This window comes from Bacillus sp. NTK071 (assembly GCF_017303315.1).
Lineage (GTDB): Bacteria > Bacillota > Bacilli > Bacillales > Guptibacillaceae > Guptibacillus.
The window spans coordinates 23336-48480 of sequence record NZ_JAFKOI010000008.1; the positions used below are offsets into that span (position 1 = coordinate 23336).

The 25145-nt window shown below is 42.4% G+C and carries 22 protein-coding genes; 9 read left to right on the forward strand and 13 right to left on the reverse strand.

From position 1 onward, the window contains the following. Positions 1 to 138: 138 nt before the first annotated feature. Positions 139 to 1911: a metallophosphoesterase family protein gene (locus JI666_RS13425; protein WP_206892679.1), complete on the forward strand. Its 1773-nt coding sequence runs from the start codon at positions 139 to 141 to the stop codon at positions 1909 to 1911. Between the two features lie 97 nt (positions 1912 to 2008). On the opposite strand, the gene JI666_RS13430 is transcribed toward JI666_RS13425, so the two are convergent. After that, positions 2009 to 3442: an aldehyde dehydrogenase family protein gene (locus JI666_RS13430; protein ID WP_206892680.1), complete on the reverse strand. Its 1434-nt coding sequence runs from the start codon at positions 3440 to 3442 to the stop codon at positions 2009 to 2011. 21 nt (positions 3443 to 3463) lie between these two features. Continuing rightward, positions 3464 to 4822 (reverse strand): 4-aminobutyrate--2-oxoglutarate transaminase, encoded by a 1359-nt coding sequence (gene gabT, locus JI666_RS13435; RefSeq protein ID WP_206892682.1) that lies wholly within the window; start codon positions 4820 to 4822, stop codon positions 3464 to 3466. Between the two features lie 146 nt (positions 4823 to 4968). Here gabT and JI666_RS13440 point away from each other — a divergent pair, with 146 nt between their 5' ends. The 7 genes from JI666_RS13440 (at position 4969) to JI666_RS13470 (ending at position 13347) form a co-directional block, all read left to right on the forward strand. Next, positions 4969 to 6375 (forward strand): sigma-54 interaction domain-containing protein, encoded by a 1407-nt coding sequence (locus JI666_RS13440; RefSeq protein ID WP_206892684.1) that lies wholly within the window; start codon positions 4969 to 4971, stop codon positions 6373 to 6375. 142 nt (positions 6376 to 6517) lie between these two features. Continuing rightward, positions 6518 to 7495, forward strand: coding sequence for an agmatinase (gene speB / locus JI666_RS13445; protein WP_206892695.1), 978 nt, complete (start codon positions 6518 to 6520; stop codon positions 7493 to 7495). Positions 7496 to 7579: 84 nt separating this feature from the next. Beyond that, positions 7580 to 8995 carry a sodium:solute symporter family protein gene (locus tag JI666_RS13450; protein WP_206892696.1) on the forward strand — a complete coding sequence of 472 codons (1416 nt, stop codon included), beginning with the start codon at positions 7580 to 7582 and terminating at the stop codon, positions 8993 to 8995. Continuing rightward, positions 8992 to 10443 carry an aldehyde dehydrogenase family protein gene (locus JI666_RS13455; RefSeq protein WP_206892698.1) on the forward strand — a complete coding sequence of 484 codons (1452 nt, stop codon included), beginning with the start codon at positions 8992 to 8994 and terminating at the stop codon, positions 10441 to 10443. The genes JI666_RS13450 and JI666_RS13455 overlap by 4 nt, the downstream gene beginning before the upstream one ends. A gap of 72 nt (positions 10444 to 10515) precedes the next feature. Then, the gene (locus tag JI666_RS13460; RefSeq protein ID WP_206892699.1) at positions 10516 to 11889 is read left to right on the forward strand and encodes a purine-cytosine permease family protein; all 1374 of its coding nucleotides are present in this window, start codon (positions 10516 to 10518) and stop codon (positions 11887 to 11889) included. Between the two features lie 3 nt (positions 11890 to 11892). Further along, complete coding sequence (locus tag JI666_RS13465; RefSeq protein WP_206892701.1) at positions 11893 to 12684, forward strand: carbon-nitrogen hydrolase family protein; 792 nt, start codon at positions 11893 to 11895, stop codon at positions 12682 to 12684. A gap of 12 nt (positions 12685 to 12696) precedes the next feature. Then, positions 12697 to 13347 carry a cyclase family protein gene (locus JI666_RS13470; protein WP_206892703.1) on the forward strand — a complete coding sequence of 217 codons (651 nt, stop codon included), beginning with the start codon at positions 12697 to 12699 and terminating at the stop codon, positions 13345 to 13347. Positions 13348 to 13431: 84 nt separating this feature from the next. Here the strand turns inward: JI666_RS13470 and JI666_RS13475 are convergent, their stop codons facing one another. Further along, a complete protein-coding gene (locus tag JI666_RS13475) occupies positions 13432 to 13830 on the reverse strand; it encodes a hypothetical protein (RefSeq protein WP_206892705.1) in 399 nt (132 codons plus the stop codon). 208 nt (positions 13831 to 14038) lie between these two features. Continuing rightward, positions 14039 to 14851 (reverse strand): alpha/beta fold hydrolase, encoded by an 813-nt coding sequence (locus JI666_RS13480; RefSeq protein ID WP_206892707.1) that lies wholly within the window; start codon positions 14849 to 14851, stop codon positions 14039 to 14041. 277 nt (positions 14852 to 15128) lie between these two features. Between JI666_RS13480 and JI666_RS13485 the strand changes: the two genes are divergently transcribed. Then, positions 15129 to 16460, forward strand: coding sequence for an AMP-binding protein (locus tag JI666_RS13485; RefSeq protein WP_206892708.1), 1332 nt, complete (start codon positions 15129 to 15131; stop codon positions 16458 to 16460). A 93-nt stretch (positions 16461 to 16553) separates the two neighbouring features. Here the strand turns inward: JI666_RS13485 and JI666_RS13490 are convergent, their stop codons facing one another. From JI666_RS13490 to JI666_RS13530, 9 genes are all read right to left on the reverse strand, one after another. Next, complete coding sequence (locus tag JI666_RS13490; RefSeq protein ID WP_206892709.1) at positions 16554 to 16892, reverse strand: helix-turn-helix domain-containing protein; 339 nt, start codon at positions 16890 to 16892, stop codon at positions 16554 to 16556. Positions 16893 to 16942: 50 nt separating this feature from the next. After that, the gene (locus JI666_RS13495) at positions 16943 to 18064 is read right to left on the reverse strand and encodes an acyltransferase family protein (protein WP_206892710.1); all 1122 of its coding nucleotides are present in this window, start codon (positions 18062 to 18064) and stop codon (positions 16943 to 16945) included. 21 nt (positions 18065 to 18085) lie between these two features. Next, positions 18086 to 18745 (reverse strand): YdcF family protein, encoded by a 660-nt coding sequence (locus tag JI666_RS13500; protein ID WP_206892711.1) that lies wholly within the window; start codon positions 18743 to 18745, stop codon positions 18086 to 18088. Between the two features lie 19 nt (positions 18746 to 18764). Further along, entirely contained in the window at positions 18765 to 18920 is a 156-nt protein-coding gene (locus JI666_RS13505; protein WP_206892712.1) for a hypothetical protein, read from the reverse strand. Then, positions 18917 to 20143 (reverse strand): glycosyltransferase family 4 protein, encoded by a 1227-nt coding sequence (locus tag JI666_RS13510; protein ID WP_206892713.1) that lies wholly within the window; start codon positions 20141 to 20143, stop codon positions 18917 to 18919. Before JI666_RS13510 ends, JI666_RS13505 begins: the two co-directional genes overlap by 4 nt. Positions 20144 to 20162: 19 nt before the next feature. Further along, the gene (locus JI666_RS13515) at positions 20163 to 21986 is read right to left on the reverse strand and encodes a polysaccharide biosynthesis protein (protein WP_206892718.1); all 1824 of its coding nucleotides are present in this window, start codon (positions 21984 to 21986) and stop codon (positions 20163 to 20165) included. 61 nt (positions 21987 to 22047) lie between these two features. Further along, a complete protein-coding gene (locus JI666_RS13520) occupies positions 22048 to 23232 on the reverse strand; it encodes an aminotransferase class I/II-fold pyridoxal phosphate-dependent enzyme (protein ID WP_206892720.1) in 1185 nt (394 codons plus the stop codon). 16 nt (positions 23233 to 23248) lie between these two features. After that, positions 23249 to 24364, reverse strand: coding sequence for a peptidoglycan bridge formation glycyltransferase FemA/FemB family protein (locus JI666_RS13525; protein WP_206892724.1), 1116 nt, complete (start codon positions 24362 to 24364; stop codon positions 23249 to 23251). Then, complete coding sequence (locus JI666_RS13530; protein WP_206892726.1) at positions 24345 to 25127, reverse strand: GNAT family N-acetyltransferase; 783 nt, start codon at positions 25125 to 25127, stop codon at positions 24345 to 24347. The genes JI666_RS13525 and JI666_RS13530 overlap by 20 nt, the downstream gene beginning before the upstream one ends. Between the last annotated feature and the right edge of the window lie 18 nt (positions 25128 to 25145).

A 25145-nucleotide genomic window follows, 5' to 3' on the forward strand; every position in this document is an offset into this window, starting at 1 on the left:
TAATTAAACGTTTGATTAAGATTATCTCTTCTTAACAAATCCCACATCAAAACCTAACGCTTTGTAACCGAACATTAACACTTCCTTTACACAGTCCCGTTAAACTGTTAGTAAGAACATCTTTAGGGGGCAAACACATTGAAAGTTCGTAACAACAATTTTATTCCTATCATTCTTGCAGTTATCTTTACTTTGCCATTATCAGGATTCTCCTCTAGTAACACTCTCGGAACCGTTGATCTGCTTGACGGAGGACTTGGAGAGTCAACTCATTATACCGATCTTGTACCGAATCTAGCACTAGATCCTAAGGTAAACGACATCATCGCTCCTCTTTTCGGTACACCAGCAATCAAGGAAAACGGACAAACCTTAACGGTCAAAATGGATAGCCATGGGAAAGAAGCAGCTGGGTGGAAGGTGGAGCTTAAACCAACAAATCACTCCGCATTCACAGAAACATATGAGTTACCTGTTAAGAACGTAACAACTGGACAATCCCACTGGAAAAATGCCTCAAACATCTATGATGTAGAAGTAACCATTCCAGAAAACGTACCTGAAGAATTATATGATCTTGAAGTCTCGTATACGGCAAATGGTCAGCGAAAAACGGATGAACAACCCCATTCGGTGAAGGTGGTAAAAGAATTCAATAAAGATTTTACCTTCTTACATTTAACAGATACACATGTGGGTTCTCCGCGTAACTTAGGAAGTACAGATGACCCATCAACAGTGAGCGCAGGTCGCTTGAAAGAAGCGGGTATGTGGAATCCAGTCGAAGAAAAACGCTGGCTATACCTTCAGAAAGCCATTAAAGAAGTGAATTTAAAGAATCCTGATTTCGTTGTTGTCACAGGAGACTTGATGTTCGGTCAATTGAACCCACTTGAGTACATCTATGAATATGAAGAAACGTACAGAGTCCTTCAAAAGCTAGACGTTCCTGTCTATCTTGTTCCAGGTAATCATGATTACTATGCACAAGACGCAACACTAACGGACGGCGCAAAATACTGGGAACAATACTTTGGACCTCAGTACTTCTCATTTGATTACGGTCCATACGCTCACTTCCTAGGTTATAACTCATTCGATTGGCACAAGTTCGATCGAAGCGGAAACGGAACGGTTTCTGTTCCAACATGGGGTGGACAAATTCGCGAGGAACAACTGAACTGGGTGAAGCAGGACCTTGCCGAAAATGCCAAAACAGCAGATCCAAACCAAATCCAAGGACTGTTCTCTCACCACAATCCACTCTGGCAAGATCGTGACATCTGGCCACAGGATGACTCAGACGTCGAGAGGTATTGGGAGAAATACGATGAACAGCACAACCCGCAAAACCTGACTACACTTATTCTTGGTGAAAAGCTCGGCATCAAGTATGACCAGCAGTGGCACGGAGAAAATGCAAACGAACTAATGGATGTGATGAAGCAATACAACGTTGACCTTAGCCTCCATGGTCATACGCATATTGACAACGTAACTGAAAAAGACGGCATCCTTTATACAACAACAACCGCCATTGAACTTAGTGGTAAGCCATGGGTCGGCTTCCGTCCTTTCGAAGTAAAGAACGGTGAAGTCATGAATTACAACTACGAAGAACCAGGGCACTCAGTTCCAGTTTATGAAAATGGCGATACAGAAAGTGGGGTCATGTCATTTGAATCAACCTATCAAAATCCAAACGACGGAACTGCTACGAACCAAACAGTAACGGTAGTTAATCGATTGAAAAAGGATATGACTGTTACTGTACCTATGTATCTAGTGAAAGGTGACTATGCTGTATCAGAAGGAAATGTGAAGCAGGACGTTACTTCTGGTGATAAGCAGTATGTTGAAGTGGAAATTACGGTACCTGCGAAGAGTACGAAAGAAATTGTTGTAAACTAATAGCAAAACAAACTCCCCAGGATAAACACATCCTCGGGAGTTTTTCTTTCGACAAAATGTGAGCCGATTCGGGTTGTGCCTGTCACCATCATACTAACTACCTATTAAACACCACTAATTTCATTTCCGTCATTTCTTCTACGGCATACTTAATGCCTTCTCTTCCTTTTCCGCTTTCCTTGACACCACCGTAAGGCATATGATCAACGCGGAAGGTTGGGATATCGTTAATCAGAACTCCGCCAACGTGCAAACGATCCGCTGCTTCCAACGCTGTATGAACATTATCCGTATAAATACCAGCTTGTAATCCATAATTCGAATCATTCACAAGGTCATACGCTTCTTCCATACTAGTAACCTTATTAATGACGACAATCGGAGCAAACACTTCCTGACAAGAGACGTTCATATCAGCTCGAGCATTCAGAATAACAGTCGGTTCCAATACATTCCCTTCAGAACCTCCACCAGCTACAATGTTAGCTCCTCCATGCCTCGCTTCTTTAATCCAGGAGAGCGCCCTCTCAACATCTCCCTCTGAAATAAGAGCAGACACATCCGTTTCTGTATGCAGAGGATCACCTGTTTTTAATGCTTTCGTTTTCTCTATAAACGCTTCAACAAAGGCATCGTAGTTTGATTCATGCACATACACGCGCTGAAGCGAGATACAGACCTGTCCCTGATAAGCGAACGCACCCATTACAGCGCGATCAACGAGATGAGTTACATTTACGCCCTCATCCACAATCAGTGCTGAGTTCGATCCAAGTTCGAGCGTGACCTTTTTCAATCCCGCTTTGTTCCGAATCCCAATTCCGACTGCAGGACTCCCCGTGAACGTTACCATATTCACTCGTTCATCCGTCACAATACGATCGCCAACCGTCTTTCCACTGCCCGTAACCACATTCAGTGCCCCTTTAGGTAGTCCTGCTTCTTCAAGTAACTCCGCAATAAAATAAGAGGAAAGAGGTGTCTGACTTGCGGGTTTTAAGACGATTGTATTTCCAGCAGCAATAGCTGGACCTACTTTATGCGCAACTAGATTCATAGGGAAGTTAAATGGCGTGATTGCACCTATAACGCCAAGTGGTTCACGCACCGTATACCCTACTCTTCCTTCACCTCCAACAGCGGCATCAAAAGGAATCGTTTCACCTGAAATCCGCTTCGCTTCTTCTGCAGCGAATTTGTAGGTTGCAATCGTTCGTGCTACTTCTCCTTTTGCTGTCGCGATTGGCTTCGCAGCTTCCAATGCGATCATTTCTGCCGCTTCATCAGCTCGTTCACTTAACTTCTGAACAAGTTTTTCTAAAATCGTTGCTCGCTCGTGGGCTGGAAGGTTTCGCATCGCAAGCCTCGCACGATATGCCGCTTCAATCGCGCTCTCCACATCCGCCACTTCTGCCACTGGAATTTCCGCAATCACCTCTCCTGAATAAGGTGATCGCAACTCTTGATAAGACGAACCCGCTCGCCATTCGCCATCAATGTACAATTTCTTTTTATCGATTGTCGATTTCATAAGGCTCCCTCTTTTCGCAAATTATTGTTGAACGGCAAGTTCATCCATTACGTCTTCCATTACATCAAGCGCCTCGTTTAATTGATCATCTGTAATCACAAGTGGGGATAATAGACGAATTACATTGCCGTAAAGTCCCGCTCCCATCACAATAACGCCACGGTTATGACACTCCTTTAAAATTCTCCCTGTTAGTTCTTTATCCGGCTCCTTCGAATTAAGATCTTTCACAATCTCAACGGCTAGCATCGCACCAAGTCCGCGCACTTCGCCAATTACAGAATGTTTGGCCTGCATGTCCTTAAAGCGAGATACAGCTAGATCGCCAATGTGATTCGCTCGCTCAATCAGCTTCTCTTCTTCCATCATTTCGATCACTTCAAGAGCTGCAACGCAACCAAGCGGACTTCCTCCATACGTCCCACCGATTTCACCCGGATTCGGTGCTTCCATAATTTCTGCTCGACCGGTTACTGCACTGATCGGAAGACCTGCCGCAATCGATTTTGACATTACGAGTAAATCAGGTTCGATATCAAAATGCTCAATCGCAAACATCTTCCCTGTTCGTCCAAATCCAGTCTGTACTTCATCCGCAATAAACAAGATGCCATACTTCTCACAGATCGCCTTAACACCTTGAACGAATTCTTTCGACGGAACAACGAAACCACCTTCACCTTGAACAGGCTCCATAATAATCGCAGCTACTTCATCTGCTGGAACTTCACCAAGGAAAAAGTCTTCTAATCTTTTAAGAATTTCTTGATCGAGCTCTTCTTCTGTCATGCTCGCATGCTTTCGGTAATAGTAAGGGTACGCCATTTTGTATGTATCTGGCGCAAATGGGCCAAATCCATACTTATAAGGCTTCACTTTACTCGTTAACGACATCGCAAGTAATGTTCGTCCATGGTATCCGCGCTCAAACGAAATGATTGATTTACGACCAGTGAATTTACGAGCAATTTTCACCGCATTTTCAACAGCTTCTGCTCCACTATTTAAGAAAAAGGTTTTCTTTTGTGAAGCGCCAGGCGTTATTTCATTTAATTTCTTCGCAAGCTGGATATAAGGTTCATACATCATCACGTGAAAACACGTATGAAGGTATTGATCCACTTGAGCTTTTAACGCTTCTAATACTTTTGGCGGACAATGTCCCGCATTCATACTTCCAATTGCACCAGCAAGATCAATAAACGTATTGCCATCCACATCTGTTAGAAGAGCGCCTTCGCCTTTTTCAGCAAATGTCATCATTGTATTAAAAGGACCGCGTGGCACATGCTGTTCCTTCAGTTCCAGTAACTCCGATGCTTTCGGACCTGGTATCGATGTTTTTAATTCAATGCTTTTTTTACTTGCTTCCGTTTTCATAATATAGCCTCCTTCTTCGATCTTCCCCCTCTTTATATGCAAGCTTCATACCAACTTTAATAACTAGTTTCAAAAATCGTTAAATAAGTTATGATAGTGTAGTCTAGTAGTCAGATTAGTCAGACATTAATTGGAGGTAGATACGAATGTCTTCAACACTTTTAGAGATCGAATTGAATGCGATTTTAAGTGCATCAAAAGATAACATTGTCATCACGGACGGAAAGGGAATCGTCCTACGCGTTAGTCCAAACTGTGAAGCTGTATATGGAAGAGAAGCTTCATTTCTAATCGGTAAATCAGTGAGAGAACTAGAACAGGAAAGTGTTTTTGCTCCATCGATTACAAAGCGGGTCCTTACTGAAAAGAAGAAAGTTCAAATCATGCAAAAAACCCCTACGGGACGTGTTGTCATGGCAACCGGACTTCCCGTGTTCGATGATAACGGCACTATTATCCGCGTGATTAGTTTTTCTCACGACTTAACAGAAATTCAGCATTTAAAAGAGGATTACGAAGAGTTGCGCACGCAAATGGAAGTCTACCAAACAGAGATTCAAGAGCTTAGAGAGAAAGAATTAGTACCCGAGGACTTCGTCATCAAGAGTCAAGCGATTCAGATGATCTGGCAACTTGTTGAGCGCGTTGCGAAATCGGATGCTTCTGTTGTGTTCTTAGGAGAATCTGGGGTTGGGAAAAACGTTTTTGCCCGCGCTCTTCATAAAGGAAGTGAACATCGAAATGGAAGCTTTATAGAGGTCAACTGCGGCGCTATACCAGAAACACTTTTCGAATCTGAAATGTTCGGATATGAACCTGGCTCCTTTACTGGCGCAGGTAAAAAAGGCAAAGCCGGGTTAATTGAACTTGCGAATAACGGCACGTTATTTCTTGATGAAGTTGGAGAACTGCCCCTTGCCGTGCAGGCAAAACTATTAAAAGCAATTCAAGAAAAAACGATTACGAGAATTGGTGGCGTTAAACCCAAAACCATAGACTTTAGGTTGATTGCATCAACGAACCAGAACCTTGAAGACATGGTTAAAAAGGGGCAGTTCCGAGAGGATCTTTTCTATCGATTGAACGTGATTCCCATCACAATCCCACCACTTAAGGAACGAAAAGAAGATATCGCTACGCTAGCTGCTTTTTTCCTGAATCAGCTAAATGATAAATACCAAACAACTAAATTCTTTCATGCAGCTACCATCGAAGGGTTATTAGAATATTCCTGGCCAGGTAATGTACGAGAGCTTCAAAACATCGTTGAGCGCTTAGTCATTACAGCAGAAACCAGAACCATTTACCCAGAAGCCCTTCCCTCTTACATCCAGAGAACTTCAGATCAAGGACCAACAAACTGGGCCCTACCCTCCCATGAAGAAGAAGGAAAAAGTTTGAAAGAGGCACTTGAAGCGGTGGAAGTGAGATGGCTCAAACGCGCATTCAACCAATACAAAACAACCTATGAAATGGCTGATTACCTTGGAATGAATCAATCTACCGTAGTACGCAAGCTAAAAAAGTACAATATTGATGCAAGATCACATTAAGATGCATAAATGCATGATTCACCTCTTGATTAATGCAAATCCGCATTAAAACAATGGCCAAATCGCCATCATTCAGAACTCATAGTTGGCACGGAACTTGCAACCTATATTTGTGACACTACATATTACAGGAGGTTTCCCCATGTACCAGCCAAAAGACTCTTCGAAATCACCGAGATTTTGCGGTGTAAGAACGTTTATGAGACTCGAACAAATTCAGACAACGGAAAATGTAGATTTTGCAGTACTTGGTGTTCCATTTGACACTGCCGCGTCGAATCGCACAGGACAGCGTCTTGGACCACAGCATATCCGAAACTTCTCTACGCTGCTTCGTCCTTATAATCCTGATATGGAAATTAACATTTTTGATTATTGCTCAGGTGTAGATTATGGAGACATTAATGTGATTCCAGGAAACATTCACCGCACGTATGACAATATGGTAGAAGGTCTTACGCCACTCCTAGATGCAGACGTTACTCCAGTCATTATGGGTGGTGATCACTCCATTTCACTTGGCAATCTTAGGGCATTTCACAAAAAATACGGACCTGTTGCACTCGTTCATTTTGATTCTCATGGTGACACGTGGGACAACTATTACGGTGAAAAGTATATGCATGGAACGCCTTTTAGACGCGCTGTAGAAGAAGGTTTAATCGATACGGATCATTCAATCCAGGTTGGAATGAGAGGACCTCTTTACGGCACTGGCGATATTGACGATGCAAGAGACCTTGGTTTTGAAGTGCTTCCAATGAAAGAAGTTCGCAAGCTCGGCTTTGAAGAAGTCATCGCACTGATTCATAAGCGTGCTGGTGATCGCCCTGTTTTTGTTTCTTATGATATTGATTTCGTAGACCCCGCCTTCGCACCTGGAACGGGTACGCCGGAAGTAGCTGGACCAAATAGCTTTGAAGCGTTGGAATACGTTCGTGCACTTGACGGTCTTAATTTAGTAGGCTTTGATTTAGTCGAAGTATTGCCAACGTATGACCACAATGAAATTACAGCAGCCCTTGCCTCTTCCATTATGTATGAAATGATTACGCTCACTGCATTAAAGAAAAGAAGCGCTCTTCAAAGAGCTAATGAAGAAACGGTTAAACAGTCTTAGTTACTTTACCAAACCGAATAACACAATGAATTATCTAACTATTCAAATTTTAAGCGCTATTTTATATGTAAGGAGGGCTAATCAATGTTATTCCTTGATATAGCCATTATCATTGTCTACTTCTTAATCGTGATTGGTATTGGCGTCATAGGATCGAGAAAAGCAAAAACAATTGAAGACTATGCGCTAGCGGGGCGCAACCTTGGCTTCTTCATGTATTTCGGGTGTTTGTCGGCTGTTATTCTTGGCGGGGCGTCTACAATCGGGACAACAAAGCTAGGTTACGAGTTTGGTGTGTCTGGTATGTGGCTCGTCTTCATGCTTGGACTTGGCATCATGGGGTTAGGACTCTTTTTCTTAAAGAAAATATCCAGTTTCAAAGTGCTCACTATTAGTGAGTTTCTCGGAAAGCGTTTTGGTGATGAGTCTCGCCTTCTAAGCGCCCTAGTTGCGTCCGTGTATGCCTTAATGGTTGCCGTCACACAAGTCATCGGCATTGGAACCGTTATGAATGTATTGCTCGGTTGGAATTTAACAACATCCATGTTATTAGGTGGAGGAATCGTTCTTTTTTATACAATTCTTGGCGGAATGTGGTCTGTGACAATGACGGACATTGTCCAGTTCATCATCATGACGATCGGTGTATTCTTCATCATGCTGCCTCTTAGCCTATCGAAAGCAGGAGGATGGGGAGCATTGAACCAGCAACTTCCTGATAGCTATTTCTCATTCACTGGCATTGGCGGTAGTCAGGTGTTCCAATACTTTCTCCTCTTCTGTCTAGGAATGATTGTCGCACAAGATATCTGGCAGCGGATCTTCACGGCTAGAACGAATAAAACAGCTCGACTTGGGACGATTCTTGCCGGCATTTATAGTCTTCTCTATGGTCTTGCGGTTAGCATTATCGGAATGTGTGCGTTTATCGTACTTCCGAATTTAGGAGATTCACAGAATGCCTTTGCGAGTATGGCGATTGAAACAGTCCCAACAGGAGTACTCGGTCTTGTTCTAGCAGGTGTTATCGCCGCGCTCATGTCAACAGCATCCGGTACGTTACTCGCATCATCCACTCTCATCTCAAACGATGTGATTAAACGGTACTTCGTGAAAAATGCGAGTGAGAAGCAGAGCATGATCGTTTCAAGAATAACGACTACAGCCATTGGCGCGGTTACAATTGTATTTGCCGTGTGGATTCAGGATGTTCTCGTCGCGCTAGACGTCGCCTATGCCATTTTATCCGGAGCGGTATTCGTTCCAATTCTACTCGGTTTCTTCTGGAAAAAAGCAACTTCCAAAGCAGCCTTCTACTCCATGATCAGCAGTATTCTCGTCATCATAGGAGGGTTAGCGATTGAAGGCTTACATTCCACGAACCCGATTATGTACGGCATTCTAACAAGCTTTATCGTCATGATTGGCGTGTCTCTTGTCACCGAAAACCAACCAACTGAAATGACTGGAGCCATTGAAGAAAGGAGTCACATTTCATGACCAATCAGCACGTGTATCTAAACGGTTGCTGGGTTGAAGGAGAAGGTGGTGAACGTCCTCTTCTCAACCCAGCTACTGAAGAAACACTAATCACAATCAAAGAAGCTTCACGGGAACAAACATCATCTGCTGTTGAAGCAGCGCGAAACGCATTCGATCAAACGGACTGGGCAACAAATGCAACGAAACGAGTGTCCGCTCTCCGTAAGCTAGCAGATCTGTTAGAAGAAGACGCCACATCGTTCGCAAATGCTGAAACGGCTAATACGGGAAAGCCCATACGCGAAGCAACGCTTGATATCGATGATTCTGTCGCCTGTCTACGCTACTATGCCGATCTAGTAGAGAAGCGAGAGCCAGCAACGATTAAGATGGCAGACGGGACAACAAGTAGCGTTATTGACGAGCCAATCGGTGTTTGCGCCTTAATTGTACCGTGGAACTTCCCACTTCTCCTCGGCATGTGGAAAATCGCTCCCGCTTTAGCAGCAGGGAATACTGTCGTGTTTAAGCCTTCCGAACTCACACCGATGACGGCCATGAAACTCGCTCACTTGATCGATCAATGTGATTTACCAGCTGGTGTTTTCAACCTTATCCCTGGTGCAGGCGATCCAGTAGGTGAAACGCTCGTTACTCATCCTGAAGTTGATAAGGTTTCGTTCACTGGTGGTTCAGAAACTGGTAAACACATTAACCAGCAATGCGCACTTGATTTAAAGCACGTTTCACTTGAACTTGGAGGAAAATCACCGCTTGTTGTTTTAAAAGATGCTGATTTGGACGCCGCTGTTGAGTGGGCGATTTTCGGAGGTTTCTTTAATCAGGGCGAAGTGTGCGTGGCGTCATCCCGCATTCTTGTTCATGAAGACATTTACAATGCTTTCGTAGACAAACTCGTTAACGACACGGCACGCATTGTCATTGGTGATCCAACACATGAAGAAACAGAAATGGGTCCTCTCATTAGCCGTGATCACCTAGCGAAAGTAGAGCAATATATCGCGCTCGGCAAAGAGGAAGGTGCAACCGTTAGCTGTGGCGGCAACAGTAAAGAAAGCGGCTTTTATCTATCTCCAGTCATTTTCACGAATGTCACTCAATCCATGCGCATTGTGCAAGAAGAAATTTTCGGTCCCGTCATCACGGTGCAGTCGTTCAAAGATAAAGAAGAAGCGATTGCTTTAGCCAATGGGACAAAATACGGGCTTGCCGCCGGGGTACTTTCAAACGATTTATCCATGGCGGAACAGGTTGCTTCAAAGCTCAAAGCAGGAACCATTTGGATCAACTCTTACCATACACCTTACGTAGAAGCACCATGGGGAGGCTACAAGCAAAGTGGCATCGGACGTGAACTAGGTCCACATGGTCTGGCTGGCTTTACAGAAGTGAAGCATGTAAATACGTCCCACATCCTCCAGAAAGCGAACTGGTACTCTCATTGAACTCTTCCTGGTAGGAGTTCAATGCGCCAATAATTATCGGAATATTACAAATTAATATGAGGGGGAATTATAATGAGTACATTGACCGACCGATTTGGCCATGATGATATTAGTCCCACACCTAAGAATAAGAGAAGCATGAACTTTTTCTCAACGTTTGCTCTATGGCTCGCAGCAAACGTTGTTATTACTTCTGTTATGACAGGGATGCTGTTTGTACCTGATATTACAATTGAAAAAGCGGTGCTTGCTATTCTCATTGGTTCTGCAATCGGGGCCATTCCACTTGCTTTAACTGGTAACATTGGAACACGAACTGGACTCCCTACGATGGTCATGACAAGAGCGGCCTTTGGACAGAAAGGTGCCATACTCCCTGCACTCGTGAACACGATTGTTTTAATTGGTTGGAGCTGGATTCAGGCTTATATGGCTGGTCTCTCCCTTAACTATGCGATCAGTTATACGACCGGTTACAGCAACATTAATCTGTTTGTGATTTTAACTGAAGTTCTAGTTGTTGGGATCACCATATACGGTCACCGTGGTGTAGAAAGCATTGAAAAATGGGTCTCTGTTGCCATGCTCATCCTCTCAGTTCTAGTGTTCTATAAACTTTTTACAACGTACAGCGTTTCTTCGTTAATTGAATTAAAAGCAAGCGAAAACCCCGCGATCTCTGGGATTATTGCCTTTGATATTGTGGTTGCGACTGCATTCTCTTGGATGTCTAGCGTCTGTGACTTTAATCGCCATAGCAAATCTGAAAAAAGCGGCATGCTCGGTACTTATCTTGGATATATCGTTGCCTCTCTTATTGCAATGGGACTTGGGGCAGTCGTTAGTGGATTTAGCATCCTCAATAACATGGAACAAACCTATGACCCGACCGTACTTCTTTCCGCTTATGGATTTGGGTTCATTGCTTCCATCGTCGTTTTTTTCTCAGTGCTATCGACAAATGTCATGGCGCTTTACAGTGCAACCATGTCATTTATGAACGTATTCCCTAAATCAGGGTTCTGGAAGCCTGTTCTTGCGCTCGGAATCGTTTGTACACTTGGTGCTCTTTTAAAAGAAGCCTTAATGGTTAACTTCTTCAATTTCATACTCCTAATCGCAACGCTCTTCATACCTGTTTTCGCAATCGTTCTTGTCGACTATTTTATCGTCAAAAAAGCCTACTACGATGCAGAGGATGTTGCTTTCGATCACAAAGGTCTTTATCGTTATCAACGAGGTGTGAATGTTGTGGCAGTCGCGACGTATATAGCTGGAGCACTTTTCGCCTATTACTTTACTTACGTTCAACCTTTAAGCATTGGAGCGACGATCTTAACATTTATTATATCTGGCGGATGTTACTACGGATTAATGGCACTTACGAAACAACTCGGAGTTAAAAAGACGGATTCAGAAGAGCTTGATGTGAAACTGGAGGCCTAAAGAATGAAGCATAAGATTGCAGCAGCTCAAGGAACATTCCATAATGGGAATATTGAGCAGAATTTAGACAGAATAGAAGCGATGATTACCGAATGTGTTACAAAGAACCCTGATACAAAGGTCATCACGTTTCCTGAATTAGCCACCACGGGGTATTTTCTATCAAACGAAATAAAAGAGTTAGCACAAGAACGATACGGACCAACCTATCAAGCCATTCAGAAAATGGCTATCTCCAACTCCCTTTCAATTGTGTACGGCTATGTTGAAAAAGATGACGAGGGCAACATCTACAATGCCATTCAATACGTTGATGCGAACGGGAAAGATACAGCAAACTACCGTAAAATACACCTCACTCCACTGGAAAGAGATGTATTCACGGCTGGATCTGAGCCCGTTACAGTCAAAACTGAAATCGGAACGATTGGACTGATGATTTGCTGGGATCTCGCTTTTCCTGAGCTAGCAAGAAGCCTTGCGCTCGATGGAGCCGATTTACTTCTTGTTCCATCAGCGTGGGAGGAACCTTATGATGCTCCCTTCCTTCAATTTAGCGGAGCACGCGCGATTGACAACACCGTCTACCTTGTCGCATGCAACCATACAGGACATTCAGAAGAGCTGAGGTTCTTCGGTAAATCATCCATTTTCGGACCAGATGGACAAGCCATTTCAACTACCGAAAAACAGTATGATATCATTACAGCAAATACAGATGACCAGTTGCGGAACGAACTGAAACAAACCTTCTTCTCCATGCTAGAAGAACGAAGAACTGACATCTACAGCTAAGGAGCCCATCTCATGAACTTTAAACAGATAATCGACTTATCCATTCCAATTAACAACGAAACGCCCGTTTACCCTGGGGATCCTAAACCCGAGATCCATCCTGCTGCAGAGCTCGATAAAGACGGCTATCAAGTTACACAGCTTAACATCGGCTCCCATACCGGCACACACGTTGACGCTCCCTTTCACTTCCAAAAAGAAGGCGAACGCATCGATCAATCAAGCCTCAACAAATTTATGGCGCCCGGACTTGTGATTGATGTCACTGGAAAAGAACCTGCAGAACAAATCACAATGGATGATGTAGCTGACCAAATTGAAACCGTCGTTCCAGGTACAATCGTCCTCTTTCACACCGGATGGGCGAAGCATATTGGAACAGAAACGTATTTCAAGCATCCCTATCTATCTGTAGACATCATTAACAGTTTACTCGATAAAGGCGTTACAACTTTCTTCATCGATGCCCTAAACGTAGATCCACCAGACGGATCAGCCTTCCCTGTTCACGAAGCCATCACTTCTGTGAATGGAATCATTGGTGAGAACTTTTGTAATTTCGATCAAATTGATTTTGCGAATCCTTTGATTATCGCATTACCACTGAAGCTAGAAGGTTTGGATGGCTCTCCAGTAAGGGCCGTTGCAGTTGAGGTTGAGTAAAGAACAAAAAAGAGCCCTCTTCCTATAAAGAAGGGGGCTCTTTCGTGCGTTCGACATCGTTCGACAGAAACCGAGTGGTGCCTGTCACCGCTCAGATAGATCGAATTCTTCTGCGATTTCCGCCATTTTAGATGGCATCGCATCATCGTTCATCACATTCTGAGATTTCTTGAAGTTAGCTGGGTTTACCTTATGTGCATTGGTTTCTTTGTTTGAGCTCTCATTCAATCCACTGCTTGTACCATATCCGATATAAGAAGGATACTTCTCCTGCTCATTCGCTGTTTTCCTCTCTACATCGCCTCGTTTAGCATACTTGCCAACTTTCAAGGTAGAGGTTTTGATTTGCTCTCCATACTTCATAGCCTTTTCAGATCCGTTTAGAATCACATCGCGCGTATTCTTTCTCGCCGTTTTCGAGAAAGCAAGAACGAGCGCTCCTGCTGATAACAATCCTAATGAACCAAAAACTCTTTTCTTCATAGTATTACCTCCTGACATATCTCTTTCCACTTATCTAGTGTGTAACCATTTATACCAAATTATTCATGTAAGGTGGTTTTGATTTAATACCCTTAATTCGATCGTTTATAACTTCATAAGACATACCTATTCGCTATGACAATCTAGAAAAAACCTTTCTCCCATTCGAGAAAGGCTCTTAAAAAACGATGTGAATGTTTTATCTACCTTACCACTGATGTGCCTTCATTCTGGCAAAATGCCTTTCCAAAAGCTTATTCACTTCCAAAGGTTTTTCAAGAGAAATGGAGTGCCCCGCTCGTCCTAATACTTCACACCTTCCATTTTCTACTTTCTTAGCAATATTCTCAGAAAGTTGGATTGAATAAGAGTGATCCTGTTCGCCAGCGACGGCTAGAATTGGCATCTTCACACCTTCCAACTCCTCAAGAATACTCGTACGATGGATAACCTGGTGAGCAGCATCACCAATAGAAGGTTCAAGCTTCTTCATATAGTCGTACCAATAATTCCGTTCTTTCTCAAATAGTGGATCATCAAGCGAAGCATCACCGAACATGATGTACATGAGCGTCTCAACAACAGCTTCAGCTCCATGCGACTGAAGCTGTGAGACAAGAGGCTGAAACTCTGCTTTTTTGTATTCTGCTTCACCTGAACTTCCAAGCACAACGCAGGAACTTAACAAATCAGGACGTCTCGCAGCAAGTCGTAGGGCGATAAACCCGCCCATTGAATTTCCGATAAAATGACACTTTTTAATCCCAAGCTCATCAATCAATGCAGCAGCATCGTCTGTAAGCGTATCCATATCAAGGTTCTCCAAAAAGGACCGACCGCTTCTTCCCTGTCCGCGATGGTCGTAGCAAATCACACGATAGTTTTTCGAGAAATGTGCCACTTGATTGTGGAACATATACGACGTAAAGAATAGCGAATGACTGAATACCATAACAGGTGCATCTTTTGGACCATAATCTTCATAATAGAGCGGTGTATCGTTTACATCAATAAACGGCATGGCTAACCCTCTCCTTCAATATGAGTGTACTTATGGCGTATCAAGTAAAAAATTCCATACAAACCACTAAATCCCTCCTTTTTGCGTCAAACGACAAAATGTTACAAATAACGGGTGGTGACAGGCACCGCCCGACCGATCGCCGGACTGATCGAACTACCGCCCGAATTACCCGAATCTTCTAAATTCAATTGACATCTTTTCCAGAACCCGGTACTTTTAATATGACGATTAATTCAACGTCCGTGATATTTATATCATATTAGGAGGTATTCACATGCCCATCTATTCAGAAAGAGAAACGTGGAGTCGCTCTCAGATGAATGAACATCAATGGGAAGGTTTAAAACGAACAATAGAACATGCTTATCATAACGTCCCTTTCTATCGTGAAGCTTTCAACCAGATACATATTACTCCTGAAGATATTACATCACTTAATGACTTACCACTCCTTCCTTTCACAAGAAAGCAGCATCTGCGAGAGAATTATCCTTTTAACCTACTAGCCTGTCCAATGCAAGACGTTGTTCGTATCCACGCCTCTTCTGGAACGAGCGGGAAACCGACCGTTGTCGCCTACACAAACAATGATCTTCGAAATTGGGGTGACATCGTTGCAAGGGCCGTCTCCATGGCCGGTGGACGTAAAGAAGACATTCTTCATAATGCCTATGGTTATGGCTTATTTACTGGAGGTCTCGGTCTGCACGCTGGTTCAGAACAATTAGGATGTGCGACCGTTCCGATTTCAGGCGGGAATACGGCGAATCAAATTACTCTCATTCAAGACTTTAAACCAGGTATTATCTGTTCTACCCCTTCCTACCTCCTGAATATTGGTGAAACGATGATGCAGCAAGGAATTGATCCCACTACAACATCTTTAAAATTTGCCATTCTAGGAGCAGAGCCATGGTCTGAAGAGATGAGGTTCCAAATTGAGAAATTGTTCAATCTTAAAGCAATGGACATCTACGGATTAAGTGAGGTGATGGGGCCAGGTATTGCAATGGAGTGCGTCGAGTGCCAGGATGGTCTCCATATCGCAGACGATCACTTCTTAGTCGAAGTGATTAACCCGGATACACTTGAGCCTGTAGAAGACGGAGAAGATGGAGAACTGGTTTTCACCAGCCTATCGAAAGAGGCCCTTCCAACCATTCGCTACAGAACAGGAGACATTGCATTCATCACTAGGGAACCGTGCCTCTGCGGAAGAACAACCACAAGAATGAGCCGCGTAAAAGGCCGAATTGATGACATGTTGATTATACGAGGCGTGAACGTCTTTCCTTCAGAAATTGAAAGATATATTTGCAACATGGAAGAGCTAGTCCCACACTACCAAATTCACCTACAGAAAAAAGGCTACCTCGATCACGTTGAACTACACGTAGAAGTATGCCCGAAGTATTTTGACTCTCTTCCAGAAAAGAACTTCAACCATCCAATGGCTGAGGAACTTATCGACCGTATTGCAAAAACCTTAAAGATGAAAGCGCTTATATCAGTTGATGTTCTTTTGAAAGAACCACAGGGGATACCGAGATCAGAGGGGAAGGCTAAGCGGGTGTTTGATAAACGCGGGATACTATCAAGGTTATAGAAGCGGTCCAGTGCAACCTTCACCTTTCGACATAGAATGACATAAACCGGGTGGTGACAGGCACCACCCGAAACACCCGACCACACAGTACATTCAAACCTGTTCCTTCTTCCACTTAATAAAAGAAATCAATTCCTTATAATCGCTTAAATGCTCCCCTTCAATCCCCGCTCGTTCTGCTTCTTCAATAAATTCCCCCCACCCACCATCCTTGTATCGCTCTGCTCCCTTCGTTTCATCAGTACCAAGAATCGAATAAATATCAGTATTCAATTCTCTTGCGATACGTTTGATCAGGTTAATAGATGGATTATCCTTAATATTTCTCTCAAGGCTATTTAAATAAGATTTCGAAACATTTGCTCGCTCAGCTAGTTCAGTTAAACTGATCCCTTTCGCTTTCCGATATTTTTTAAGGTTTTCTCCTATCATCCCACATCTTCACCTTCCTGTTTGGTGTCATTTTTCATTCACGACTTTCATCACTTATTAGCCACTCCTTGTGGTGGAACGATGACCGATACAGGTGTCTTCTGTTCAGTAACCTTCTTTCTACCCATTCCGATTTTTCCACTTACATAGTGCCCCAGTGGAATCTTATTCATGATAAACGTCGCAATGACTGAGAGGACCACGCTGACAACTGCATAGACAGCTACCTGAATAAGTGCTGGTAGATTGATAGGGAGAATACTTAACCCAATATAAATGAATGCCATGAACAACGGATGAAACAAGTAGATCCCAAACGCATACTGACTAATGAATACAAAGAAATCAGGGACTCTTCGAATACTCATTCCTATATAATAAATAAAGAAAATCATACTTGTCGTAAAGAACAGCATATCAATTTGTTTTGATGAAATCTTACCGAATATATCGTTTTGATAAAGAACCACACATAAGCTACCTGCCACGACAGGTCCAGCCAGCACAAGCTTTGAATGTTTATTGAGAATTGAGACAAACGCTGGATAATATCGTCCACAATAATACGCTAGTGTGAAATAAAACAGCCAGCCGAGGAAAGGAATCCAGTATAATTTCGCCCAGATGTATTCACCCACTGGTGTTTGAACTGGAGGTACAAAATTGAAGAATCCTAAATAGGCACTTGTGATGAGGAACGCAACTGGAAGAACAACTTTTGGACTCCACTTTTTTAAGTGGGAATGAAAGAAATAATAGAGAACATAGAATTGAAGAATAATAAGTATGAAGTATCCGTGATAATCTCCAAGCAAAATGTGCCTCCATAAGAACGAGCCAAATGCACGAACAAAAGAGATGTCTGAACTTAGTGCAACTTCTAATCCTTTAGAACCTGCATAGAACGTTCCAAACAAAAGATATGGAAAAAGAACATACTTCACGCGTTTACCCCAGAAGTTAATAGGTAGCTGATCCGGGTATGAACGAGCCAGAATAAATATGGAAATAAAGACAAATGTAGGCGTTGCGAAGGTAAATAATAAATTTATAGAATTCACAATTTCGTTCGTTTCTAAGAACGATCTGGCAAATGAATGCAAGAAGACAATGCCAAGACATGCCATACTTCTTAATAAAAAGACTTCATCAATCGTTTTTCTTTGATCCACCTAATCATTCCTTTCCTATCTTTACGAGAAGAAATAGTTATCAAACTCGTATAGTGTTTTTTTAGCTAATGCACCGTGAATCCCTACAAAGTTCCCTATAAGCTTGATGTATTCACTGCCCGTCACACCTATACTGTATTTGTTACTCCACCAGTGCAAAGCGTGATAGCGACTTTCTGTACCGATATAAACAAGTTCAATGTCACTCCCCTTAAAGGCACGTTCATAATTTAGCTTTGTTCTTCGCATATGGTAATCTGACGAGACAATGAGGGCAGAGCTCATATTCCGTTTCTCCATCAGTTCCTTTGAATACTCGGCACTGGCTAATGTACTCTTTGACTCGTAGTCTGTGTAGATATTGTTGGAAGCAACCTGCTCCTTAACCCTAGCATGCTCCAACTCTGAAAAACCACGTGCGTTTGTTAAGACAATGCTGTCTGAAAACCCTTCTCCGACAAGTGTTAATGCCTCTTCTACACGTCCATCTGCGCCACTTAGTACAAAGATAACATCTGCTTTCTGTGGTTCTTGATCTACAATTAACCACTGCCCGGCAAATATGAAAGCAAAAAAGACAAGAATCCCCATGATTATGAAAATTCGTTTCCTATTGAAATAGGGTAAAGCTTTCTCTTTAAACAATACAATCGGGTTTTCATTCATCGCAATCACCCGCATCTTTCTTTTAGCGTCCTACCTATTCTGGATACAAATATTTAAGTAATAGCGACTTTAAATCTTTAATCGTCGCTTCTGTTGAGTGGAAATATTGTTCGTTATGTTCAATTTGTTTAACATATTGTCCAATTTCTAAGAAAAGTTCTCTATACTTCGACTCTGTATCAACTTTCATACAGAGGCACCTTCTACTACTGAATAAATAGGTTCATAGCTTGTTCTTCGATCGAACTTCTCCTCAGCGAGCCTTCTTGCATTTCTACCGCATACCGTTCTAAGATCACGATTGTTATATAGCTTCTCGATTAACTCCACCAATCGCTCGACATCACCTGGTTCGTAACTATAGCCAAGCTTTCGATCTTCAACAATTTGTCTAAATTCCTCGTTCTGACTACTATTTAGAACTGGTAATCCTGAAGCGAGATAGTCTCCTATTTTGTTCGTAATGCTTTGCTGTGCACCTTTTGTAATTGCATTTGCAGCTATATCAGAGTTTGTAAGAATAGGGATCATTTCTTCATATGGCAGGTATCCCTTAAACACCACATTCGCATCAAGTTCATTTGCTAATGCTTGAAATCTTGGCTTTAATGGTCCGTCACCCAACACGTTAAAAACAATGTCCGTATATCCTTTTTGATTTAATCTCGCTACAGCTTTTATCACAGTCTCAATATCGTAGCTATAGCTTAATGTGCCAACATAGGTAACTGAGAACTCATCTGACTTTTCTCGAGGCTGCTGAACATGACATGAATCAAAATAACCAAGATCCGTTCCAATAAAAACGGGTAAATAACTCTGCGCACGTTGATTGACCTTTTGAACGCGGTCCACATAACTTTCTGATACACCGACTACGAAATCTGCCATTTGATAGATGCGATTCGCGTACCAAGTTAGCGGATAAAGTAGCGTGTCGGTAACAGGCGTAGGAAACTTCAATGTGTTTTTAATCGATTCTGGCCAGACGTCCTGAACATCAATAATAAACGGAATCTGCTGTTTATTGGCGTATTTCCCAACCTCATAAGCCGCTCCCATCATCGGATAAGCACAGTAAATGACATCAGGCTTCTTCACAAGAACTTTTAAGTACGTTGCAAGCTGCTTTGCGAAATGCCTGTGACTTATGATGCGGTCGAACCCTACATTCCTCGTATAACCGAGTTCAGCGATAATCACTAGTTTGTAAGGTAAAGTGTTTGTTAGCTCTGATAGATGGTCACGATCTCTAAACTTTTTCTCTGGATGCTGGAAACTACTCGTTATGAGCGTAACGCGATGTCCGAGTTCGCTCAGCCTATTAGCAATATAAGTAAAGCGACTAAAGCCTTTCTCACCTGGCAAGATCGTAAATGGTGCCACAAGCAGAACTTCTTTTTGAGTAGACACTTCGCCTAGCCTCCCGTCTCTAGATGCTAACCGCTTCTGAACCTTTAAGTGGGATAGCGCGATTAGCAATCGATAATAGAACTTCTCTTACAACGGCCTTGTCAGCCGCCCAGCATTCATCAACTAGCTCAATCACCTCATCCACATCGACTTCAACAGACTTTCCAATATAAATCTTAGGATAAATTTGTTTGTCTCGAACTTCATAATCATTTAAGAGTTCTTCATATAGCTTTTCCCCAGGTCTCATCCCGGTAAATTCAATTCCAATGTCGTCTTCAGAGAGGCCTGAAAGTCGAATCAAGTTTCGCGCCAAATCAACGATTTTAACTGGTTCTCCCATATCAAGTACGAAAACTTCTCCTCCATCAGCCAGTGCTCCTGCTTGCAATACAAGCTTTGAAGCTTCTGGAATCGTCATGAAGTACCTTTCCATCTCAGGATGTGTGATCGTAATTGGTCCACCTTTTCGAATCTGATCCTTAAATAACGGGATAACGCTTCCACGACTACCAAGCACATTACCAAATCGAACGGCTACGAATCGTGTATCACTTTTCTTATCAAGATTCTGCACAATCATCTCGGCAATTCGTTTCGTTGCTCCCATCACGCTAGTCGGATTAACTGCTTTATCACTTGAGATCATCACGAATGTTTCAATCCCAGCGGCATCTGCCGCTTCTGCCACATTCCGAGTTCCGTACACGTTATTTGTGATTGCCTCTTCAGGATTACGCTCCATTAGTGGCACATGCTTGTGGGCTGCAGCATGAAATACCGCTTTAGGTCGATGGTGCGCCATGAGCTTGAATATCTTTTCACGATCTTTAATATCTGCAATTTCTGTTGTAAATTCTATTTCTGACCCGTAGCTAGACTTAAGTTCCATCTCAATTGAATAAATACTGTTCTCTCCATGTCCAAGCAAGACGATTTGAGAAGGACGATAGTTAGCGATTTGCCTGCATATTTCTGAACCGATGGATCCGCCTGCACCCGTCACAAGGATCACTTCACCTTTTACAAAATTCTCGATTGAATCTGTATCAAGTTGAATAGCTGGTCTTCCAAGTAAATCGCCGATTTCTACATTTCGAATATCGCTTACAGATACTTTACCTGTCACTAGATCTTCGAACATCGGAATCATTTGGGTTGTTGCATTTGTTTTCATACATTCCTGGTAAATTTCGTTCAATTCCCTTTTATTTAAGGAAGGGATGGCAATCACGATCGTTTCGATCCCTAACCTCTTTACATTCTCAGCAAGCGAATCCGTTCCGCCAACTACTGGTAAACACATAATATCGAGATTTTGTTTCCGTTTATCATCATCAATAAAAGCAACAGGCTGAAGCCCGCTATCGTGGTTATATTTCAACTGCCTGGCAACAAGCGTGCCAGCACAACCTGCCCCTACAATAAGCGTTGGCTTCATTGGTTTATTGCTAAAGGAGTTCTTCTCTTGATAGAGTCTAAAGGAAAAGCGTGATCCGCTTATGAGAAAAAGTTGAATCATCCAAGTGGAAGCTAATACTCGAAAGAAAACGTCCTGCATGAAAATGAACTGACTGATAGCTGCTACTACAATCGCGAACGTAACCGCCTTTAAAATAATGATTAATTCTCCGATACTCGCATACTCCCATGCTCGTTTGTACATTTTATAAAAATGTGCAAAGAAGTGATAACTAATAATCAGGGTTGTCGAGATAATCAGAAGCGGAAACGTAAACACTTCGGAAATCGGGAATAACGAGATCGTACTAATGTAAACAGAAGTAAATACAATGAGAGAGTCTAGTAACATTGCACTCCATAACTTATTCTGTACCTTCATTCCTTTCAGCCCCTTCATAATACCGTTTATTCTTTATTAAGAACAACAAGGCGTACACCTTCTATATAACGCCTTTGACGTGCACCACGCGTTTCGTTACTTTCTCATGCAAGGATTCTTTTAACAATGAGATCACCCGCTGCTGCTCATCTTCTGTCATACTCGTACCTGATGGGAGACAAATACCAGTACGATATATGCTCTCACTTACACATTCACTCGAATGTTTGTAAAAGCGGTTATTTCGAAATAGCGGTTGGAGGTGTAGCGGTTTCCAAACCGGCCTTGCTTCAATGTTCTCTGCCTCAAGTGCTTTTACAATATCTTCAGGTGAGCTTTCCCAGTACTCCGGGTCAATGTTCATCGTGGTTAACCACCGATTACTGACCGTATCCTTTGCTTCTGGCTTGAATAAAATGCCTCCCACACCCTCGAATGCTGCTTTATAACGAGTAAAGACATCTCTCTTCTGCTCCACTCTATCATTAATCACTTCCATCTGGGCTATCCCCATTCCAGCGAGGATGTTGCTCATTCTGTAGTTATATCCAACTTGACTATGCTGATAATGAAGTGCTTGATCTCTTGCCTGTGTGGCAAGGAACCGTGCTTGATCAATGGCCTCGAGGTTGTTCGTCACAAGCATGCCACCGCCCGAAGTGGAGATGATTTTATTTCCGTTAAACGAATAGATACCGTATGCACCCATGGTTCCACTTTTCTTACTTTTGTATAGAGACCCTAGTGACTCTGCAGCATCTTCAATGACTGGCACTTTGTAGTAATCACAAATGGCTAGTATGTCATCCATCTTTGCACTTTGGCCATAGAGGTGAACAACAATGACTGCTTTCGGCAACTTATTTTCTTTCGCAGCGTCTTTAAAAGCTTCCAGTAAAGCATCTGGAGACATATTCCATGTTTCTGGTTCTGAATCAATAAACGTTGGAATGCCACCTTCATACAGTATTGGATTTGCACTTGCAACAAACGTAAAGCTCGAACAGAAAACACAATCGCCTGGTTTAACACCAACTAGACGTAACGCAAGATGAATCGCTGCTGTACCAGAACTGACAGCAAGAGCTCCTCGTACGTTCGTGTATTTCTTAATCTCATTCTCAAATGCATCCACATTTGGTCCAAGTGGAGCAATCCAATTCGAATCGAATGCTTGTGAGATATAGTGTTGTTCGTTCCCAGTCATATGTGGTGGTGATAAATAGATCCTTTTATGGCTATTCATCGAAAAAACCTCCTTTCTAAGTACGTGCTAACAGCGAATGCTCCCCTTCGTCTACGCTAGTCAGAAACAAGTCAGGATGACGGTAGATAGGAAAATAATCAGCTATCTCCGCTTTCATCATTTCTAGAGCAATTTCTTCATAAATAACCGGGTGATGGATCTGTTTACCGATATAGAAAGGCAAATCTCCTTTTTTATTAAAACGCTTCTTAAATCGATACAAGCTATCATTTCCGGTGTAACCTCCACCTAAGTGAAGAGATTTAAAATGCCGTTCCTTAGCCCATTTAACGGTGTAATCCAATATGAAATTATTAGCAGATAGATTTACCTGGTCCGGATCAGAACCTGATAAATGATAGTGGATCATGTCATCACCACATATAAATAATGCAGACATTATGGCCTTATCATCTTTCGTTACAACGTCAATCAATTCTGCTTTCTCCAGAAGAAGTTCGCATGTATGTTGGAAAAAAGCTTCCGAGAAATAGTAATACTCACGAGCGTTATTTTTTGTCATAGTAGAATAATAGAGTTTCAGAAAATTATGAAGCTCCCCTCTATCCCGATGCACGATTCGCAAATCATAACTCATTGCTTTACGGATTCGATTACGGTTCTTCGAATCGTAATTCGCCCAAATCTCGTCATAATCTCTTGTTAAATCAACATGAACGGTGTCTCTGATATAAACCGGTTCTGATCCCGCAAAGATTAAATGATTCTGTAACAATGGATGAAATCGAATAAATTCTGAAATGATATTCGTTTCTTTACAGTGATCATGGAACGCAATGGAGAACCGAATTAGTAGCGAACGCGCTTTTGTCTTATCGTTAAGGTTTGTAATTGGACCTCCATACCCATATGGAGTCGAGATGTCATAGAGTGCCCCGTGCTTTGCAACGAACTTACGTAAATGAGGGAGTTCACTCAAATTTCGTAACAAATAAGGATAGTATACGAAGTTCTCTCCCTCTTCATAAATGAATAATTGAGCTTTTCCTTCCCCATTTCGTTCGTAAATTTCACAGTATTCGGGAGTAAAATAAATATCCTTACGCTCGATTCGGGTTAAATAGTCATGCCATACTCGTTTGTCGCTGAGATCAAGTAGTTTGGTAGCCATATATGCCTCCCATATGATGTGTTAGGCTCTTTCTCATGCGTTGACTTGAACACATATATTCAAAGCCTTCTACATTGGGTTGTTTACTTAATAGTAGGAATTTCCGATTTTGATCTAGTTCATATAGTGCACCGATCAAATCCAGATCGACTTTACCTTCCTCATTTATACGAAAACAGCTGTCAGTGATACGTCCAATCGAATACTGTCCTTGCTTTGTTTCAATCGTTAACATGGAGAATCCATATTTTTGATGGTGTTCATCAGCTTGCTCTCTATTCATCACCTGATACGTTACTTTCTCGCTTACGGGTTTGGCTCGTTGTTGTGCGACATGCCAGTAGGTGACATCGTGCACATCATACCCCATCTTTTCATACCACGACCTTGCTCCTATGTTGTCCTTGAACACATCCAGAGCAATAGAGTTCATAGATGGTGTTTTAAGAGTGGATCGTCCGTGTTCATATAATAAGGTAGCAACTCCTAGACCCCTCTGTTCCTTGTTAATGGCAATGTTGTTCAGAAATAACTGCTCTTTCTGAGTTCTCCACTCTGCAAATCCAAGGAAATGACCTTCCATATAAGCACCAAAAAATCTTGCATCTGAATGATTTTTCATTGCATTTTTTACAAACAGCCGATAGTTAGGAGAACTGTAGATCGTGAGTGGAAAAACATCGCGTCTTACTCCAGTTTCAGTCAGGGCAGGGATAGAGTCTGCATCAGTTTCGAGAAGTGGTTTAATTTCAATACCCTTCATCTAAAGCCCTCCAGTATT